The organism is Stenotrophomonas sp. GW821-FHT01H02A, from assembly GCF_059422145.1.
The window spans coordinates 38,868-56,246 of the sequence record NZ_JBWKWI010000007.1 but is presented as its reverse complement, the minus strand read 5'-3'; the positions used below and the strand labels follow the sequence as shown (position 1 = coordinate 56,246).

At 68.7% G+C, this 17,379-nt stretch carries 13 protein-coding genes; 9 read left to right on the top strand and 4 right to left on the bottom strand.

The window, feature by feature from the left end; translation table 11 throughout:
• Window positions 1-180: 180 nt before the first annotated feature.
• The gene (locus tag AC07WC_RS12020; RefSeq protein ID WP_495210199.1) at window positions 181-4,929 is read left to right on the top strand and encodes an ATP-dependent helicase; all 4,749 of its coding nucleotides are present in this window, start codon (window positions 181-183) and stop codon (window positions 4,927-4,929) included.
• Between the two features lie 31 nt (window positions 4,930-4,960).
• Here AC07WC_RS12020 and AC07WC_RS12015 read toward each other — a convergent pair whose 3' ends face one another.
• On the bottom strand, window positions 4,961-6,118 hold the full coding sequence (locus AC07WC_RS12015; RefSeq protein ID WP_495210198.1) for an alkene reductase: 1,158 nt from the start codon (window positions 6,116-6,118) through the stop codon (window positions 4,961-4,963).
• 148 nt (window positions 6,119-6,266) lie between these two features.
• On the opposite strand from AC07WC_RS12015, the gene AC07WC_RS12010 reads away from it, so the two are divergent.
• From AC07WC_RS12010 to AC07WC_RS11980, 7 genes are all read left to right on the top strand, one after another.
• The gene (locus AC07WC_RS12010) at window positions 6,267-7,196 is read left to right on the top strand and encodes a LysR family transcriptional regulator (RefSeq protein WP_495210197.1); all 930 of its coding nucleotides are present in this window, start codon (window positions 6,267-6,269) and stop codon (window positions 7,194-7,196) included.
• 71 nt (window positions 7,197-7,267) lie between these two features.
• Window positions 7,268-7,684, top strand: a complete 417-nt coding sequence (locus AC07WC_RS12005; protein WP_495210196.1) for a DUF2231 domain-containing protein — start codon at window positions 7,268-7,270, stop codon at window positions 7,682-7,684.
• Window positions 7,681-9,009 carry a PQQ-dependent sugar dehydrogenase gene (locus AC07WC_RS12000; protein ID WP_495210195.1) on the top strand — a complete coding sequence of 443 codons (1,329 nt, stop codon included), beginning with the start codon at window positions 7,681-7,683 and terminating at the stop codon, window positions 9,007-9,009. The genes AC07WC_RS12005 and AC07WC_RS12000 overlap by 4 nt, the downstream gene beginning before the upstream one ends.
• A 109-nt stretch (window positions 9,010-9,118) precedes the next feature.
• Window positions 9,119-11,659 carry a heavy metal translocating P-type ATPase gene (locus AC07WC_RS11995; protein ID WP_495210194.1) on the top strand — a complete coding sequence of 847 codons (2,541 nt, stop codon included), beginning with the start codon at window positions 9,119-9,121 and terminating at the stop codon, window positions 11,657-11,659.
• Complete coding sequence (cueR, locus tag AC07WC_RS11990; RefSeq protein WP_495210193.1) at window positions 11,656-12,156, top strand: Cu(I)-responsive transcriptional regulator; 501 nt, start codon at window positions 11,656-11,658, stop codon at window positions 12,154-12,156. The genes AC07WC_RS11995 and cueR overlap by 4 nt, the downstream gene beginning before the upstream one ends.
• Window positions 12,157-12,319: 163 nt before the next feature.
• Window positions 12,320-12,514, top strand: coding sequence for a heavy-metal-associated domain-containing protein (locus AC07WC_RS11985; RefSeq protein WP_495210192.1), 195 nt, complete (start codon window positions 12,320-12,322; stop codon window positions 12,512-12,514).
• A 215-nt stretch (window positions 12,515-12,729) separates the two neighbouring features.
• The gene (locus tag AC07WC_RS11980) at window positions 12,730-14,136 is read left to right on the top strand and encodes a DUF1254 domain-containing protein (protein WP_495210191.1); all 1,407 of its coding nucleotides are present in this window, start codon (window positions 12,730-12,732) and stop codon (window positions 14,134-14,136) included.
• A gap of 16 nt (window positions 14,137-14,152) precedes the next feature.
• Here the strand turns inward: AC07WC_RS11980 and AC07WC_RS11975 are convergent, their stop codons facing one another.
• Together AC07WC_RS11975 and AC07WC_RS11970 are read right to left on the bottom strand one after the other, a co-directional pair.
• Window positions 14,153-14,842 (bottom strand): type 1 glutamine amidotransferase domain-containing protein, encoded by a 690-nt coding sequence (locus AC07WC_RS11975; RefSeq protein WP_495210190.1) that lies wholly within the window; start codon window positions 14,840-14,842, stop codon window positions 14,153-14,155.
• A gap of 99 nt (window positions 14,843-14,941) precedes the next feature.
• Window positions 14,942-15,547 (bottom strand): TetR/AcrR family transcriptional regulator, encoded by a 606-nt coding sequence (locus AC07WC_RS11970; RefSeq protein WP_495210189.1) that lies wholly within the window; start codon window positions 15,545-15,547, stop codon window positions 14,942-14,944.
• Between the two features lie 168 nt (window positions 15,548-15,715).
• Here AC07WC_RS11970 and AC07WC_RS11965 point away from each other — a divergent pair, with 168 nt between their 5' ends.
• Window positions 15,716-15,985, top strand: coding sequence for a hypothetical protein (locus tag AC07WC_RS11965; RefSeq protein ID WP_495210188.1), 270 nt, complete (start codon window positions 15,716-15,718; stop codon window positions 15,983-15,985).
• A 19-nt stretch (window positions 15,986-16,004) separates the two neighbouring features.
• On the opposite strand, the gene AC07WC_RS11960 is transcribed toward AC07WC_RS11965, so the two are convergent.
• Window positions 16,005-17,372, bottom strand: coding sequence for an aminotransferase-like domain-containing protein (locus AC07WC_RS11960; protein WP_495210187.1), 1,368 nt, complete (start codon window positions 17,370-17,372; stop codon window positions 16,005-16,007).
• Window positions 17,373-17,379 lie beyond the last annotated feature (7 nt).

The window sequence follows — 17,379 nt, the reverse complement described above, 5'->3', positions numbered from 1 at the left end:
TGGCCTGGGGCTGGACGTCGGGGGCGAAGGGACGAGTGGCGGTGGCCCAGGGGCGACTGGTGCGAATCAGCGACGCTGGGAGGTCGGGCCGATTGACGCCTACCCGACGCGGCATACCCTAGGCTGGTTCCATTGCGCTCGCGGCCGATGCCGGGCGGGCGTCCTACGACCTCCGGATCCATGCCCACCTCGAACGACCTCACCGGCTCACTGGCCACCTTCACCCCGGCCACGCGCGCCTGGTTCAGCGCGGCGTTCGCCGCGCCCACGCCGGTGCAGGCGCATGCCTGGGCCGCGATCAGCGCCGGCCAGCACACGCTGGTGATCGCCCTGACCGGCTCGGGCAAGACCCTGGCCGCCTTCCTGCACGCGATCGACCAGTTGTTCCGCGGCGGCGAGCAATCGGACGCTGCGTCGTCCGGTGCGGCGCCCGTGAAAAAGCGCGGCACCGGGGTGCTGTACCTCTCGCCGATCAAGGCGCTCGGTGCCGACGTGCAGCGCAACCTGCAGATTCCCTTGCAGGGGGTCAGCGCCGAGCGTGAGCGGCGCGGTGATCCGGCGGTCAACCTGTCCGTGGCGATCCGCACCGGTGACACCACGGCCGCGGAGCGGGCGCGGCTGGTCCGGCGTCCGCCCGACATCCTGATCACCACGCCCGAATCGCTGTTCCTGATGCTGACTTCGCAGGCGCGCGAAACGCTGCGCGACGTGCACACCGTGATCATCGATGAGATCCATGCGGTGGCCGGCAGCAAGCGCGGCACCCATCTGGCGCTGAGCCTGGAACGGCTGGAGGCGCTGCTGGCGGTGCCGGCGCAGCGCATCGGGCTGTCGGCCACGGTGCGGCCGGTCGAGGAGGTCGCGCGGTTCCTCGGTGGCGACCGCCCGGTCAGCGTGATCCATCCACCGTCGCAACGGGCGCTGGATGTGCGCATCGTCGTGCCGGTGGAGGACATGGCCGACCTGCCGCCCCATCCCGGCGCATCGGAGGCTTCGCCGTCGTCCGGGCGTCTGGGGTCGATCTGGCCGCACGTGGAGGCCAGCATTCTCGACCAGGTGCTGGCCCGGCGCTCCACCATCGTGTTCGCCAACGCGCGCGGGGTGGCCGAGAAGCTGACGGCGCGGCTCAACGAGCTGTACGCCGAGCGCCTCGCGCAGCGGCCAACGCCTGGTCCGGCGCCAGAGCACCTTGGTTCCTTCACTGGCGGCACCGCCGCGCGCTCGGCCGGGGCAGAGCCGCTGATCGCACGTTCACACCATGGCTCGGTGTCCAAAGAGCAGCGCCGCGAGATCGAGCAGGCGCTCAAGTCCGGTGCGTTGCGCTGCGTGGTCGCCACCTCCAGTCTGGAACTGGGGATCGACATGGGCTTGGTCGATCTGGTGATCCAGGTCGCCGCGCCGCCTTCGGTGGCCAGCGCGCTGCAGCGGGTGGGGCGCGCCAGTCATCAGGTGGGCGGCATCTCCACCGGCCTGGTCTATCCACGCACCCGCCGCGATCTGATCGATGCGACGGTCGCGGTGGAGCGGATGCTCGCCGGACAGATCGAGGCGATCGACCCACCGCGCAATCCGCTGGACGTGCTGGCCCAGCAGACCGTGGCCGCCGCGGCGATGGATACGCTGCAGGTGGAGGCGTGGTTTGCCTGCGTGCGTCGCGCGGCACCCTACCGGTCGCTGCCGCGCAGCGCCTTCGATGCCACGTTGGACATGCTGGCCGGACGTTATCCGTCCGATGATTTCGCCGGGTTCCGCCCTCGACTGGTCTGGAACCGTGAGACCGGTGAGCTGAGCGCGCGACCCGGAGCGAAGCAGCTGGCGGTCACCAGCGGCGGCACCATTCCGGACCGCGGCATGTTCAGCGTGGTCCTGCCCGAAGGCGAGGAACGCGCGGGGTCGCGTCGGGTCGGCGAGCTGGACGAGGAAATGGTCCATGAGTCGCGGGTCAATGATGTGATCACCCTCGGCGCGACCTCGTGGCGTATCGAGCAGATCACCCATGACCAGGTGGTGGTGACCCCGGCACCGGGCCGCTCGGCGCGGCTGCCGTTCTGGCGTGGAGAGGGAGTGGGGCGGCCGGCCGAACTGGGCGAAGCGGTCGGCGCGTTCATCGGCGCGCTGGAAGCGGCGGTCGGCGAGGGCGACGTGCCTCACACCCTGCGGGCGCGCCTGCAGGCCGATGGGCTGGCCGACAACGCGATCGCCAACATCGTCGGCCTGCTGGGCGAACAGCGTGAGGCGACCGGCCGGCTGCCCACCGATCGCACCCTGGTGGTGGAACGCTGCCGCGACGAGTCCGGCGACTGGCGGCTGATGCTGCATTCCCCGTATGGCCGGCGCGTGCATGACCCGTGGGCGCTGGCGATGGCCGCGCGCATCCGCGAGCGCTGGGGCATCGATCCGGCGGTGGTGGCCAGCGACGACGGCATCATCGCGCGGCTGCCCGACGCTGCCGGCCGCCTGCCCGGGGCAGAGCTGTTCCTGTTCGAGCCGGAGCGGCTGCGCAGCGAGGTGACCCGTGCGGTGGGTGGCTCGGCCTTGTTCGCCGCCCGCTTCCGCGAATGCGCGGCGCGTGCGCTGTTGTTGCCGCGGCGTACGCCGGGCCGTCGCTCCCCGCTGTGGCAGCAGCGCCTGCGCGCGGGCGAACTGCTCGGGATCGCGCAGGGCTACCCCGAATTTCCGATCCTGATCGAAACCGCGCGCGAATGCCTGCAGGACGTCTACGATCTGGACGCACTGGACGGGTTGATGCAGCGGCTGGCCGACGGGCGCGTGGCGATGGCCGAGGTCACCACCGAGGTGCCGTCACCGTTCGCGGCGAACCTGCTGTTCGGCTATGTCGCCGAGTTCATGTACGGCACCGACGTGCCGCTGGCCGAGCGCCGCGCGTCGGTCCTTTCGCTGGACAGCGGCCTGCTCGGCGATCTGCTCGGCCAGGTCGATCTGGGCGAGCTGCTGGATCCCGCGGTGGTCGACGAGGTGGGCGAGGCGCTGCAGCGCCGTGCGCCGGACCGCCGCGCCAAAGGCAAAGAGGGCGTTACCGATCTCCTGCGCGAGCTGGGCCCGCTCACGGCTGCAGCGTTGGCCGCGCGCCTCATCGACGCCGAGCCGCTGCCGCTGCTGCAGGCATTGCAGCAGGAGCGCCGGGCGATCCGGATCCTGACCGCCGGTGGCGAGCAGTGGGCCGCCATCGAAGATGCCGCACGTCTGCGTGATGCGCTCGGTGTCGCCGTGCCGGCGGACGTACCCGCGGCGTTCCTGCAGCCCGCTGCCGATCCGCTGGGCGAGTTGCTGGCGCGCTATGCCCGCAGCCACCCACCGTTCACCACGGCCGACGCCGCGGCGGCGTTCGGGCTGGGCGTGGCCGTGGCCGATGCCGCGCTGACCCGGCTGGAAACACAGGGCAAGCTGCTGAAGGGGAATTTCGGCGTGGTCCGCCGCCAGGCGGAAGGTGCCGGCGCGATGTCGGCACCGGTGCCATTGGCCCGCCACGAATGGGTGAGCGAAGACGTGTTCCGGCTGCTGCGGGTGCGCTCGCTGCAGGCGGCGCGCGAGGCGACCCGCCCGGTGCCCCGCGAGGCCTACGCGCTGCTGGTGCTGGAGCGGCATGGCCTGATTGCCGATGCCGCCCAGGCCGCGCGCGGCATGCAGACCCCGGCGCGCAGCGCGCTGGAGGGCATCGACGGCGTGGCACGGGTGGTCGAACGGCTGGCCGGCGTGCCGCTGCCCGCGTCGGTATGGGAGCAGCAGATCCTGCCCGCGCGGGTGGTGGACTACGCGCCCGGCCTGCTGGATGAGCTGCTTGCGACCGGCACGGTGCTGTGGTCAGGCCATGGCCGCATCGGCGAGGACGACGGCCTGGTCGCGTTGCACCTGCAGGAGCTCGCTGCCGAAACCTTGCCGGCGTTGCCGGCCAACGCGGAGCTCTCCCCGTTGCAGACCGGCATCCTGCAGGTGCTGGCCGACGGTGGTGCGTACTTCGCCCGCCAATTGGCCGCGGCGGTGCGCAGCCAGTGGCAGCAGGCCGGCACGGCCAGCCCGGAGATCACCCCGGACCAGCTGCAGAGCGCCCTGTGGGACCTGGCCTGGTCGGGCCAGGTGACCACCGACCTGTGGGCGCCGCTGCGCGCGCTGTCCGGCACGCGCCCGCCACGACCCCGCGTGGCCAGGACCTCGCGGCGCAGCCGGGGCTTCCGCGGCATCCCGATGCACGACACGCCCGCCATCGTTGAAGGATCGCCGTCGGGCGCTGCCAGCTTCGCCGCGCCGACCCTGGCCGGCCGCTGGTCGCTGCTGCAGCGTGAGGCGGTGAGTGACACCGTGCGTGCGGTGGCGCTGGCCGAGGGCCTGCTGGATCGCCACGGCATCGTGACCCGTGGCGCGGCCGTCGCGGAAGGGATTGCCGGCGGCTTCCCGGCGTTGCAGCAGGTCTATCGCGGGATGGAGGACACCGGTCGCGTGCTGCGCGGGCGTTTCGTGGAGGGGCTGGGCGGCGCGCAGTTCGCTGACCGCCTGCTGGTGGACCGCCTGCGCGGGATTGCCGAGGCGCTGCGGCCGGGGGCTGTCGAGATCGCGATCGGCCTCTCCGCAGTGGACCCGGCCAATCCGTTCGGTACGGTGCTGCCGTGGCCGGTGCATCGCACGGGACAGCGTCCGCTGCGGCGAGCCGGCGCGTTCGTGGTGATCGGCGGCGGGCGCTTGCTGATGTATCTGGCCCAGGGGGGGCGCAGCCTGCAGGTGTATGTGGAGACGGATGATCCGTCGCTTGCCGCGGCCGCGCAGGCACTGGCCAGCGCGCTCAGACGTGGCCGGCGCAGTCCGTTCACGCTGGAACTGATCAACGACGCGGTGGTGAAGCGCGATGCACTGATGGAGGCCCTGCGCGCCGCAGGATTTTCCAGTGCGCCCAAAGGCGTGAGCTGGGGAGGGTAAGGAAAGGGCCGCCATTGCCGGCCCTTTTCGATCAGGCGGCCTGGGACGTCGTGTGCCCGCGCGCGGGAACGTACGCTGGGTAGTCGATGTAGCCGGTGGCGCCGCCACCGTAGAAGGTGTCGCGATCGGCAGGTGCCAGCGGCCAGCCATGCTGCAGGCGCGCCACCAGATCCGGATTGCTGATGAAGGCGGCGCCGAACGCGGCCAGATCGATCATGCCGGCCGCGATCATCTGCTCGGCGCGCTCGCGGGTCATGCCACCGGCGAGGATGAGGGCCGTCCCGGGCAGATGCGGCTTGAGCGTGCGCAGCAGGCCACCGAAGCCCGAATCGCCCGCGCCATCGACCGACTTCTGGCCGACCTTGAAACCGGACTGGTCCATCAGGTGGACGTAGGCCAGGCCGCGCTGCCCGATGGCCTGGATCAGGGCGGTGTAGGTGGCGTCGATCTCCGGGTACAGCGGCATGTCGAACAGCTGGCCATAGGGCGACAGACGGATCGCGGTGCGCGACGCACCGATGCGGGCGACTACCGCGTCGATCACCTCCAGCGTGAAGCGCAGGCGGTTGTCGAGCGTCTGCGGGCCATACGCGTCGGTGCGATCATTCACCAGCGGGTTGATGAACTGCTCATGCAGGTAGCCGTTGGCGCCGTGGATCTCGACGCCGTCGAAGCCGGCCTCGATGGCATTGGCGGCCGCCTGTGCGAAGTCGGCCACGATGCGCGGGATCTCATCGGTCTCCAGCTGGCGCGGCGCCGGTGAGGCGACCAGCGCCGGTGTGCCGGTGTCGTCATAGCCGAACGCCTGCGCGCCGACCGGCAGCTTCGAACTGGCGCTGACCGGGCGCGCAGCATCGGCCTGGATGGTCGGGTGGGAGACGCGACCGACATGCCAGAGCTGCGCGAACATGCGGCTGCCCAGGGCGTGGACCGAATCCGTGGTGAGGCGCCAGCCGGCGATCTGCTCGGCGGTGAAAATGCCGGGGTTGAACAGGTAGCCCTGGCCCTCGCGGGAAATGGGCGTGCCTTCGCTGACGATCAGGCCGGCGGTGGCACGTTGGGCGTAGTACAGCGCGGTGCGCTCATCGGCCGCGTCATGCGGAGCGCGGGCGCGTGTCAGTGGGGCCATGACCACGCGGTTGCGCAGCGGCACGCCAGCGAGGCCGAAGGTGTCGAACAGGGAGCTCATGGTGAATCCTGGGGAGGGGAGTGAAGGGGGCATGGCATGCATGCCAGACGCCTGATGTCATCCTATGGGCGTGCGATATCCGTCACAATCGGGCCATCCGGCAAATAACTATTGCTGGAATCGCAATTACAGATGCCGAGGCCTCCCCATGCAGCTCAAAGCGCTCCGCTATTTTTTTACCGTCGCCGCCACCGGCAGTTTCCTGGCCACGGCACGGCACTACCGGGTGCCGGCCTCGTCGGTATCGCGTTTCATCGCCGCGCTGGAGCATGACGTGGGTCAGCAGTTGTTCTATCGCAGCACGCGCGCGGTCCGGCTGACCGAAGCCGGCGAGCAGTTCCACCTGCAGGTGCGCGACGCCGTCGACCTGCTGGACGAGGCGGTCGAGCAGTTGGAAGGCCGCGACGCGGACCTGCGCGGCCTGATCCGCATCAACGCGCCGGAATCGCTGGGGCGGCTGCACATCGCGCATATCGTCAACTCGCTGCAGGCCAGATACCCCGAGCTGATCGTGGAACTCACCCTGACCGACACGCTGATCGACCCGGTGCAGGAGGGCGTGGACATCACCATCCGGGTCGGGCCGCTGGTCGACTCCGGGCTGATCGGCAAGGTCATCGCCCCGCACCGGAACATCCTCGCCGCCAGCCCCGCCTATCTGGCCGCACATGGCACGCCGACCCGCCCCGAGGACCTGCTGCAGCATCACTGCCTGGTCTACAAGGGACAGTTGGGCATCCAGAAGTGGTACTTCAGATCCACTCCGGAGGCCCCGTTCAAGGCCTTGAACGTGACCGGACCACTGCGCAGCAACAATGCCGAAGCGCTGCTGGCCGCTGCCATCGCCGGGCGCGGCGTGGTGCTGTTCCCGACCTGGCTGTTCAACGCGGACACCCTCCAGGGCGGCGGCATGGTCAAGCTGCTCGACGCGTGGGAGTTCTCGCCGCAGTCCGAGCGCGTGCATCTGCAGCTGCTCTCACCGGAGAACAAGCTGCGCTCGCGCAAGGTCCGCGAGGTCTCGGCCTTCCTGACCGATGCGATCGGCTCGCCGCCGTATTGGGACCTGGCTGATGCGTAAGCCATCGGCACCCCCATCACGCCGGGGGTGGCAGGATCGGGAGAGATTCGCCCCCTCACCAGGAGACCACCATGGCTTCGACCGTTGTCCTGACCCGATCGTGGGTCATCCATCCGTTCCACGCCGCTGTATTGGGCGGCGTGCTGCCGTTGTTCCTCGGCGCACTGCTGGCGGACTATGCGTATTGGAGTTCGTACGAGATCCAGTGGGCCAACTTCGCGTCCTGGTTGCTGATCGGGGCGATGGTGATGACCACGCTGGCGCTGCTGTGCGGGATCGTTGGCCTCGTCCGTGGCAGTCGCAACCTCGCTTACGTGGTGATTCTGGCAGTAACCTGGGGCGTGGGCTTCATCAACTGCCTGCATCATGCACGTGACGCGTGGGCGGTGATGCCGGCGGGCCTGGTGCTCTCGGTGATCCTGACCGTGCTGGCGCTGATCGCCACCTGGGTGGGACTGTCCAGCCTGCGCGTGGGAGGTGTGCGATGAGCCGCCAGACGACGCTCCGCATTCTTTCGGTGTCCGCGCTTGCGGTCGCACTCGCTGCCTGCAGCGGCAAAGCGCCCGAGCTCGAGCAGTATGGCGGCAACCCGGAGATGCCCAAGCCGCATCGCGGGTTGATGCCGGACATGACCATCGCCAAGCCGGCGCAGTGGGGCGACACGCTTCCCACCGTGCCCAAGGGCTACCGCATCTCGGCGATCGCCACCGATCTGGGCATTCCGCGGCAGACCCTGGTGCTGCCCAACGGCGACATTCTGGTGGCCGAAGGCCGCGGCGGCAGCGCGCCGAACCTCAAGCCGAAGGATGTCATCGCCGGCAAGATCAAGGCCAAGGGCAATACCGCGGTCAAGAGCGGCAACCGCCTGACCCTGCTGCGCGACGCCGATGGCGACGGCGTCTACGAACTGAAAACGGTGTTCGCCGACAAGCTCAACGCGCCTTATGGGCTGGCGATGATCGGCAATGCGATCTTCGTGGCCAACCAGGACGCGGTGGTCCGTTTTGATTACCAGGAAGGCCAGACCAAGGCGAGCGGCGCACCGGTGAAGCTGACCGACCTTCCGGCGGCGATCAACCATCATTGGACCAAGGCGATGACCGCCAGCGCCGATGGCCGCTATCTCTATGTGGGCATCGGCTCCAACAGCAACATCACCGAACGTGGCATGGCGGTGGAGATCGACCGCGCGCGGATCTGGCAGATCGATGCGGTCACCGGCGCGCACAAGGATTACGCCACCGGCATCCGCAATCCCACCGCGCTGGCGATCCAGCCGAGCACCGGCACGCTGTGGGCGGTGGTCAACGAGCGCGATGAGATCGGCCCGAACCTGGTGCCCGATTACCTCACCTCGGTGAAGGAGGGCGGCTTCTATGGCTGGCCCTACAGCTACTGGGGCAAGAACGTGGATCGCCGGGTGATGCCGCAGAATCCGGAGAAGGTCGCCTCGGCGATCGCACCGGATTACGCGCTGGGCTCGCATGTGGCTGCACTCGGCGTGGCCTTCTCGTCCCCGGTGATGGGCACGCAGTTTGCCGAGGGTGTCTTCGTCGGCGAGCACGGCAGCTGGAACCGTAATCCGCCGGTGGGCTACAAGGTCGTGTTCGTACCCTTCAGCAACGGCCGTCCGGCCGGCGAGCCGATCGATTTCGTGACCGGCTTCTTCGGCGAAGACGGCAAGACCCGCGGCCGCCCGGTGGGCGTCACCGTCGATCCGCGCGGCGCGCTGATCGTCGCCGACGACCTCTCCAACACGGTCTGGCGGGTCACCCGCGACGGCACCGCGGCCCCAGCCGTAAGGCTCTCTTAACGGGGACGGAGGGGGTTAATAATCGCCCCCGTCCCCATTAAGAGGGGGTTGACCTTCCCATGATGGGAATCTTTAGGGTGGCAGGTAACCTCACCCCAAGGACTGTCCCATGTCTTCTGTTGCTTCCCGGTCCGGCGCGCCGATCAGCCGCCTGAGCCTGCCCATCGAGGGCATGACCTGTGCTTCCTGCGTGGGCCGGGTGGAGCGTGCGCTGACCGCCGTCCCCGGCGTGCAGACCGCCTCGGTCAACCTTGCCACCGAGCGGGCCGATCTCAGCTTCATCGGCACGCCCGACCCGCAGGCTGCGGTGCGCGCCATCGAAAGCGCGGGCTACAGCGTCCGCGAAGAGACCACCGAGCTGAGCATCGAGGGGATGACGTGTGCGTCCTGCGTCGGTCGCGTGGAGCGGGGTCTTGCGCAGCTGCCGGGCGTGATCGCGGCCAGCGTCAACCTGGCCACCGAGCGGGCGCAGGTACGTCACCTGGCCGGCACGGTGTCCGTCGCCGATCTTCAGGCCGCCGTGGAGAACGCCGGCTACACCGCGCGCCCGGTCAGCGTGAGCACGGCTGCGGCCGCTGACCAGGAGGAGGAACGCCGCGAAGTCGAAGCACGCGCGCTGCGCCGCTCCCTGCTGCTGGCGGCGCTGCTGACCCTGCCGGTCTTCATCCTGGAAATGGGCTCGCACCTGGTCCCGGCCATGCATCACTGGGTCATGCATACCGTCGGGTTGCAGACCAGCTGGTACCTGCAGTTCGCGCTGGCCACGCTGGTGCTGTTCGGGCCGGGCCTGCGCTTCTTCCGCAAGGGCGTGCCGGCATTGCTGCGCGGCGCCCCCGACATGAATTCGCTGGTCTCGCTCGGTACCGCGGCAGCCTATGGCTATTCCGTGGTCGCGACCTTCGCGCCAGGCGTATTGCCGCCGGGCACCGCGAATGTCTACTTCGAAGCGGCGGTCGTCATCGTGACCCTGATCCTGCTCGGGCGCACGCTCGAGGCGCGGGCCAAGGGCCGTACCTCGCAGGCGATCAAGCGTCTGGTGGGGCTGCAGGCGCGGACCGCGCGCGTGCAGCGCGGTGGGGAGACCGTCGAAGTGCCGCTTGAACATGTCACCCTGGACGACATCGTACTGGTACGCCCGGGCGAGAAGGTGCCGGTCGATGGCGCGGTGGTGGAGGGTTCCTCCTATGTCGACAAAAGCATGATCACCGGTGAGCCGGTACCGGTGGCCAAGGCCGTGGGCGCGGAGGTGGTGGGCGGTACGCTCAACACCACCGGTGCCTTCAGTTTCCGCGTCACCAAGGTGGGCGGGGACACGGTGCTTGCGCAGATCATCCGTCTGGTCGAACAGGCGCAGGGCTCGAAGCTGCCGATCCAGGCGCTGGTCGACACGGTGACGATGTGGTTCGTGCCGGCGGTGATGGCCGCGGCCACGCTGACCTTCCTGGTCTGGCTGATGCTCGGCCCGGCGCCGGCGCTGACCTTTGCGCTGGTCAATGCCGTGGCGGTGCTCATCATCGCGTGCCCCTGCGCGATGGGCCTGGCCACGCCCACCTCGATCATGGTCGGCACCGGCCGCGCGGCCGAGCTGGGCGTGCTGTTCCGCAAGGGTGAAGCGCTGCAGGCCCTGCGCGATGTGAGTGTGATCGCGCTGGACAAGACCGGCACGCTGACCAAGGGCCGCCCCGAACTGACCGACCTGGAGCCGGCCGACGGTTTCCAGGCCGATGAGGTGCTGGCGCTGGTTGCCGCGGTGGAGACCCGCTCCGAGCATCCCATCGCCGAGGCCATCGTGGCTGCCGCCAGAACGCGTGGGCTTGCACTGGCGCCCCTCGAGCGCTTCGAGGCGGTGCCCGGCTTCGGTGTGTCCGCGCAGGTCGGCGGCCGCACCGTGGCCGTGGGCGCGGACCGCTACATGACCCGGCTGGGTCTGGATGTGAGCGCCTTCCGGCCGACCGCGCAGCGGCTGGGCGAGCAGGGGAGGAGCCCGCTGTATGCCGCCATCGATGGTCGCCTGGCGGCGGTGATCGCGGTGGCCGACCCGATCAAGGAAAGCACCCCCGCAGCGATCCAGGCCCTGCACGCGCTGGGCCTGAAGGTGGCGATGATCACCGGTGACAACGCGGCCACGGCGGCCGCGATCGCGCGCCAGCTGGGCATCGATGAAGTGGCCGCCGAGGTGCTGCCCGATGGCAAGGTCGCCGCGCTCAAGCGTTTCCGCGCGGGCGGCGCGAAGGTGGCGTTCGTCGGGGACGGCATCAACGACGCACCGGCGCTGGCCGAGGCCGATGTCGGGCTGGCGATCGGCACCGGCACGGACGTGGCGATCGAAGCCGCCGATGTGGTGCTGATGTCTGGCGACCTGCGCGGTGTGCCCAATGCGATCGCGCTGAGCCAGGCGACCCTCCGCAACATCAAACACAACCTGTTCTGGGCCTTCGCCTATAACGCAGTGCTGATTCCGGTCGCGGCGGGCCTGCTGTACCCGTTGAACGGCACGCTGCTCTCGCCGGTCTTCGCTGCCGCAGCGATGGCATTGTCCAGTGTGTTCGTGCTCGGCAACGCGCTGCGGCTCAAGCGCTTCCATGCACCGATGCAGGCCGATACGCTGGGCACCGGCGTGGAGCAAGGCGCGATGAGGAGCGGACGATGAACATTGGTGAAGCCGCAACGTTCTCGGGGGTATCGGCGAAGATGATCCGCTACTACGAGCAGATCGGCCTGATTCCCCCGGCCGCGCGCTCGGAGGCGGGCTACCGGCATTACAGCCCGCAGGACGCGCACAGCCTGCGTTTCATCCGGCGTGCGCGCGATCTCGGTTTTTCAGTCGAGCAGATCGGCGAACTGCTGGTGCTGTGGCAGGACCGCGAACGTGCCAGTGCCGACGTCAAGGCGGTGGCGCTGTCGCACGTGGGTGGGCTGAAGGCGAAAATCGCGGAGCTGCAGGCGATGGTGCAGACGCTGGAGCACCTGGCCGCGCACTGCCACGGCAATGACCGGCCGGATTGCCCGATCATCGCCGACCTGGCCCAGCCCGTGGCCGCGCCGGCGGAGACCGCTGCGGCCTCGACGCCGCGCAAGACGCCATTGTTCGGGGCCGATACGCCGGTGTCCTCGCGCGGGCGTGCGCCCCGCAGGCCACGTTCCTGATCGACCCGGCCGCGCCCATGCCCCGCACCGGGCGTGGACGCGTCGCGTATCGCGCGGCGGATAACGCGGGCATGAATACCCGGCAGCGCGCCAGAACAAGGGCTTGACCTTGCCACGTTGTCATCCCTGACAGTGGGCTTACACCCACCACGGCGAGGTCGCCATGCATCGTTTCAATATCCCCACCATGACCTGCGGCGGCTGCGCGCGCTCGGTCACCAAGGCCCTGCAGAGCGTCGATCCAGACGCACGCATCGAGACCGATCCGCCGGCGCGCGAGGTGCGTGTGGGCAGCGCCCACGGGCCGGAGGCGTTTCTTGCCGCACTGGCCGAGGCCGGATTTCCCGCGACGCGTTGAGCACGCGATCCTGCATGCCTGCCCGGAGGGCCACCCATGTGCAACAAGCATCTTCTGACGATTCTGCCGTCGCTGGCGGCAGCGGTGACGGCACCGCACGCAGCAGCGGCAGTAGTTTTACTGAGGCCGCCCACGCAGATGTTCGCTGGTGCGCAGGACCGGCCACGGCGAGGATCAGTCTCCCAAGGCCTCCCTGGCCACTCGGAGCTGACACCATGCACAACGTCGCGCACACGTCCACGCAGGTCGAGATAGCGGGTCCGGTCAGGGGGACCCGGCTGACTGAAGCGTATCTGCGGATGGTCGCGCGCAACGCCTATTTCTGGGCGTGGCCGATGGTCAACATCTACAACCGGCGGCTGAAGTTCAAGGATCTGCCCGAGCCGGGCCTGATGGGTGGCTTCGTGCCGGTGGCGCCGCTGAATCATGTGTGCATGCTCAGCGATTACATCGGTCCGCAGGAGCGGATGGTGGCGTGCCCCAACCAGGACGTGGTCTACGGTGCCGGCAGCATCGGCCTGGATGTGGAGCCGGTGGTGCTGCAGGTGCCGGATTTCGGCAAGCGCTTCTGGGTCTACCAGGTGGTCGACCTGCGCAGCGACAGCTTCGCCGATATCGGCAAGATGTACGGTACGGCACCTGGCTTCTACCTGCTGGTGGGCCCGGACTGGGACGGCGACGTTCCCGCCGGCATCACCCGGGTGTTCCGTTCCAGCAGCAAGACCGGTTTCGTCATTCCACGCGTGTTCCTGGACGATACCCCGCAGGACCGGCAGGCGATCCTGCCGCTGATCAACCAGATCGACATGTATCCCTTGTCGGCCTTCGACGGCACGCCCAAGCAGCGCGACTGGGCCCGGGTGGCCAAGTTCCCGGCGGACGAGAGCCAGGGCAACAGCGGCGGCGAAGCGCAATGGGTCATCCCTGCCACCTTCGTCGATGAGCTTCCGCTGGTGCTGGACGATGCCAGCCCATTGCCGGGTGAGCAGGCCCTGTATGCCGAGCTGCGGGCAGTGGTCGAGGCAGCACGCCAGAACCCCGAGCTCAAGCGTGCGATGACCGATGAAGTGGGCAAGGCCGAAGAAGACCTGGTCGGTCCGCTGCTGCAGTTCCGCAACTACGGCCTGCCGCTGCCGCACCACTGGACCACGCAGCGCAATGGCGCGGCGTTCGGTACGGATTACTACACCCGCACCGCCGTGGCCAAATCCAACATCTTCGTGAACAAGCCGAACGAGACGAAGTACTTCTATCAGGACCTCGATGATGCCGGGCAGCGGCTGGAGGGATCCAGCCGCTACACGGTGACCTTCCCGGCCGGCCAGCTGCCGCCGGTGCAGGGCTTCTGGTCGCTGACGCTCTACAACCAGCATCACTTCTTTTCGCCCAACGCGATCGAGCGCTATTCGGTCGGGACCAAGAACAAGACCTTGATCGCCAATCCCGACGGCTCGCTGACGATCTACGTGCAGGCCGACGCACCCAGTGATCTCGTGCAGAAGGCGAACTGGCTGCCGGCACCCGAAGGCGAAGCGTTTTCGCTGTACATCCGTGCCTATTGGCCGCAGCCCGCGGTGACCGACGGCAGCTGGACGCCACCGCCGGTACGGGTCGCGGGTTGACCCGGCGCGGGGCGGGTCAGTTCTTGTTGGCGGCCAGCGTCCGCACCAGCACCGCCGCGGCCTCTGAAGAGGAGGCCGGATTCTGGCCCGTGATCAGCAAGCCATCGCTGACCACGTACGAGCCCCAGTCCGGTCCCTTGGCATAGTGCCCGCCCGCCGCCTTGAGCATGTCCTCCACCAGGAAGGGCACCACCTCGGTCAGGCCGACGGCGTCTTCTTCGGTGTTGGCGAACCCAGTGACCTTCCTGCCCTGGACCAGCGGGGCACCCTCGGCCGTCTTGACGTGACGCAGCACGCCCGGCGCATGGCAGACCAGCGCCACCGGCTTGCCGGCGGCGATGAAGGCTTCGATCAACGCGATGGAATGCGTGTCTTCGGCCAGGTCCCACAGCGGGCCGTGGCCGCCGGGATAGAACACGGCATCGAAGTCGGCCTGCGAGACGCTGTCCAGGCGGACGGTGCCGGCCAACTGCGCGTTGGCATCCACGTCAGCCTCGAAGCGGCGGGTGGCGTCGGTTTTGAAATCGGGTTCGTTGCTCTTGGGATCCAGCGGCGGCTGGCCGCCGTTGGGCGAGGCCAGCACGATCTCGGCACCTGCATCCTTGAAGGTGTAGTAGGGCGCGGCCAGTTCTTCCAGCCAGAAGCCGGTTTTCTTGCCGGTGTTGCCGAGCTGGTCGTGGGAGGTCAGAACGATGAGGACTTTCATGGGAGACTCCAGAGGGTGGGGATTAACAGTAGACCGGTCGTCTAGTGACGGGCCGTGAAAAAGACAGGCCGGGCTGGCGTGCCGGTGATCTTCCGCGGGTCAGCGCGAAGGGTGGAGCAACTGCCGGGTGGTCTGCAGCGCGGTCTCGAACGGTTGGGCGTTGCGCACGATCTTGACCATGATGCTGGCGCCCAGCCAAAGCTGATACAGGCTCTGGGCGAGTGCTTCCGGCGTGCCGGTGAACGAGAGCGAGCCATCCTCGGCACCGCCCCGGAGCGCCCGCGCCAGGCGATCGATGATCCCGGCGGTGCCGTGTTTCAACGCGGCGCGCATGCTGGCTGACAGGTCCGCCACCTCCGCGCCGAGCTTGACCGCCAGGCACTTGCCCTGGCAGTCCTCGAATGACTGGCTCTCCTGCCAGGCGCTGAAGTAGGCGTGCAACTGCTGCGCCTTGGTCTTGCCGGGCTGGCGGAAGAGGCGGTCCATCTCGGCGAGATAGGCACTGAAATAGTCCGCCAGCAGCGCCTCGCCGAAGGCTTCCTTGGAGGCGAAGTAGTGGTAGAACGAACCCTTGGGCACGCCCGCCGCGGTCAGTACCTCGTTCAGACCCACCGCCGAAAACCCCTTCGCGCCCATGATCCGCTGGCCAGTGGCCAGGATCGTGTCGCGGACGTCGGTGGTGGAAGGGGGCGTGGCCGTGTTCATGGGACGCACTCTACGCCGCATTAGACCGGTCGTCTAGTAGCGGTTGCGCTGGCTTCATGGGGATCCGCCAGCGCCCGGCACTACCAGGAAGAGGCGCATGCGGTCGGCCAGCGGCGCAGGATCAGGGTATATTCCCCGGCCCCTTTTACCGCCAGATCCCGAACTGCCATGAGCACGACCCGGAAACACTACAAGCACCCCGCGGAATCCGAGATCGGCAACGGCACCATTTACCTCGAAGCGCAGGGCGATGTGATCGTCCGCCAGGTCGAGAGCTACCGCAGCGTGCTGGTCTGGGCCGACAAGTCGGGGCAGGCCGACGAGCGCTTCCCGCTGTCCGATCAGCCGCTGTCCTGGCTGGACCTGGATTCGGATGACGCCATCACCGCCGGCCAGTTTGAAGCGGTCTGGAAGCAGGCCAAGGCCGTTTCCGGCTGAGCGGGCCGGAAGGCTGGCGTCAGACCGTCCAGCCGGGGTGTTCTGTCGCCGCCACATGCATCAGCTGATCCAGCTGACGCAGCGCCCGATGCAGTTCCTGCCGATTGGCGGCCGCGCCGAGTGAGATCCGCACCGCATCGTTGATCGCCACGCCTTCAGGCGTGAATGCCGACGACGGTGCGATGCCCAGGCCGTGCAGGCGCGCGGCGTGGGTGAGGCTGGCATCGGTCCAGTGGGCGGGAAGACGGCACCAGGCATGCACACCCGCGCAGTGCTGCAGGAACCGTGGCGACAACGCCGACCGCGCCAGATAGCGGCGCTCGGCCGCCTCCTCCTGCACCAGTTTCAACAGGGCCTGCGCCGAGCCATCCAGGATCAGCTGCGTCACCAGGGCGTTCATCAGCGGCGGTGCCATCAGGTTGACCGCCCGCAGCGCGTCCAGCACCGGCTGCCGGTCCATGCCCTCGGGCAGGCGCACGAATCCGGTGTGCAACCCGGGGCTCAGGCACTTGGACAGCGTCGAGATGTAGCAGGTGTGCCGTGGCGCCAGCAGCGCGAGCGGGGCAGGGGCATCGTCCAGCAGCAGCCAGTACGGATCGTCTTCGATCAGCTGCAGGTCCTGCGCGCGGATCACCTCGGCCACTGCCTCGCGGCGTGCCGGCGGCATCGTATGGGCGGTGGGATTCTGTGCGCTCGGGTTGAGATAGACCACGCGCGCGCCCTGTTTCTTCGCGATACGCGCCAACGCATCCGGGCGCATCCCGTGTTCGTCGCACTCGACCACCTGCAGTCGCCGCTGCAGCACCCGCGCCGCGTGCAGCAGGCCGGGGTAGACCAGCGGCTCGCACAGAATCGTGTCACCGGCATCGGTCAAGGCCAGCAGCAGGGCCGACAGCGCGGCCTGCGCGCCTTCCGTGACGATCAATGTGCCGGCATCGACCTTGCCGAGGATCGGCTTGAGCCACTGTTGCGCGGCCCGATGATCCGCCCGGCTTCCGCCGCCCACGTGATACGTCATCAGGTTGCCGACGTCGCTGCGGGTCAGTACCGATGACAAGCCACGCTGCAGCATGTCCGCGACCTCGCCGCCGCCGGGGCTGGGCGGCAGGTTCATGCTCAGGTCCACCAGCTGGGTGAGCTCCACCTGTGGCGGTGCGACGAACGTACCCAGCGGGCCGCGTGCATCGATCAGCCCGCGCTTGCGGGCTTCGGTGAAGGCACGGGTGATCGTGGTCAGGTCCACCCCGAGTCCGCTGGCCAGCGCGCGCTGCGCAGGCAGGCGTTGACCGGGGCGAAGCGCACCCGACCAGACCGCCCGTTCCAGGCCCTGCACGATGCGCAGGTAGACCGGCCCGTGGCCGTCGGCGATGAGGGCGTTCCATTCCATGCGCGCA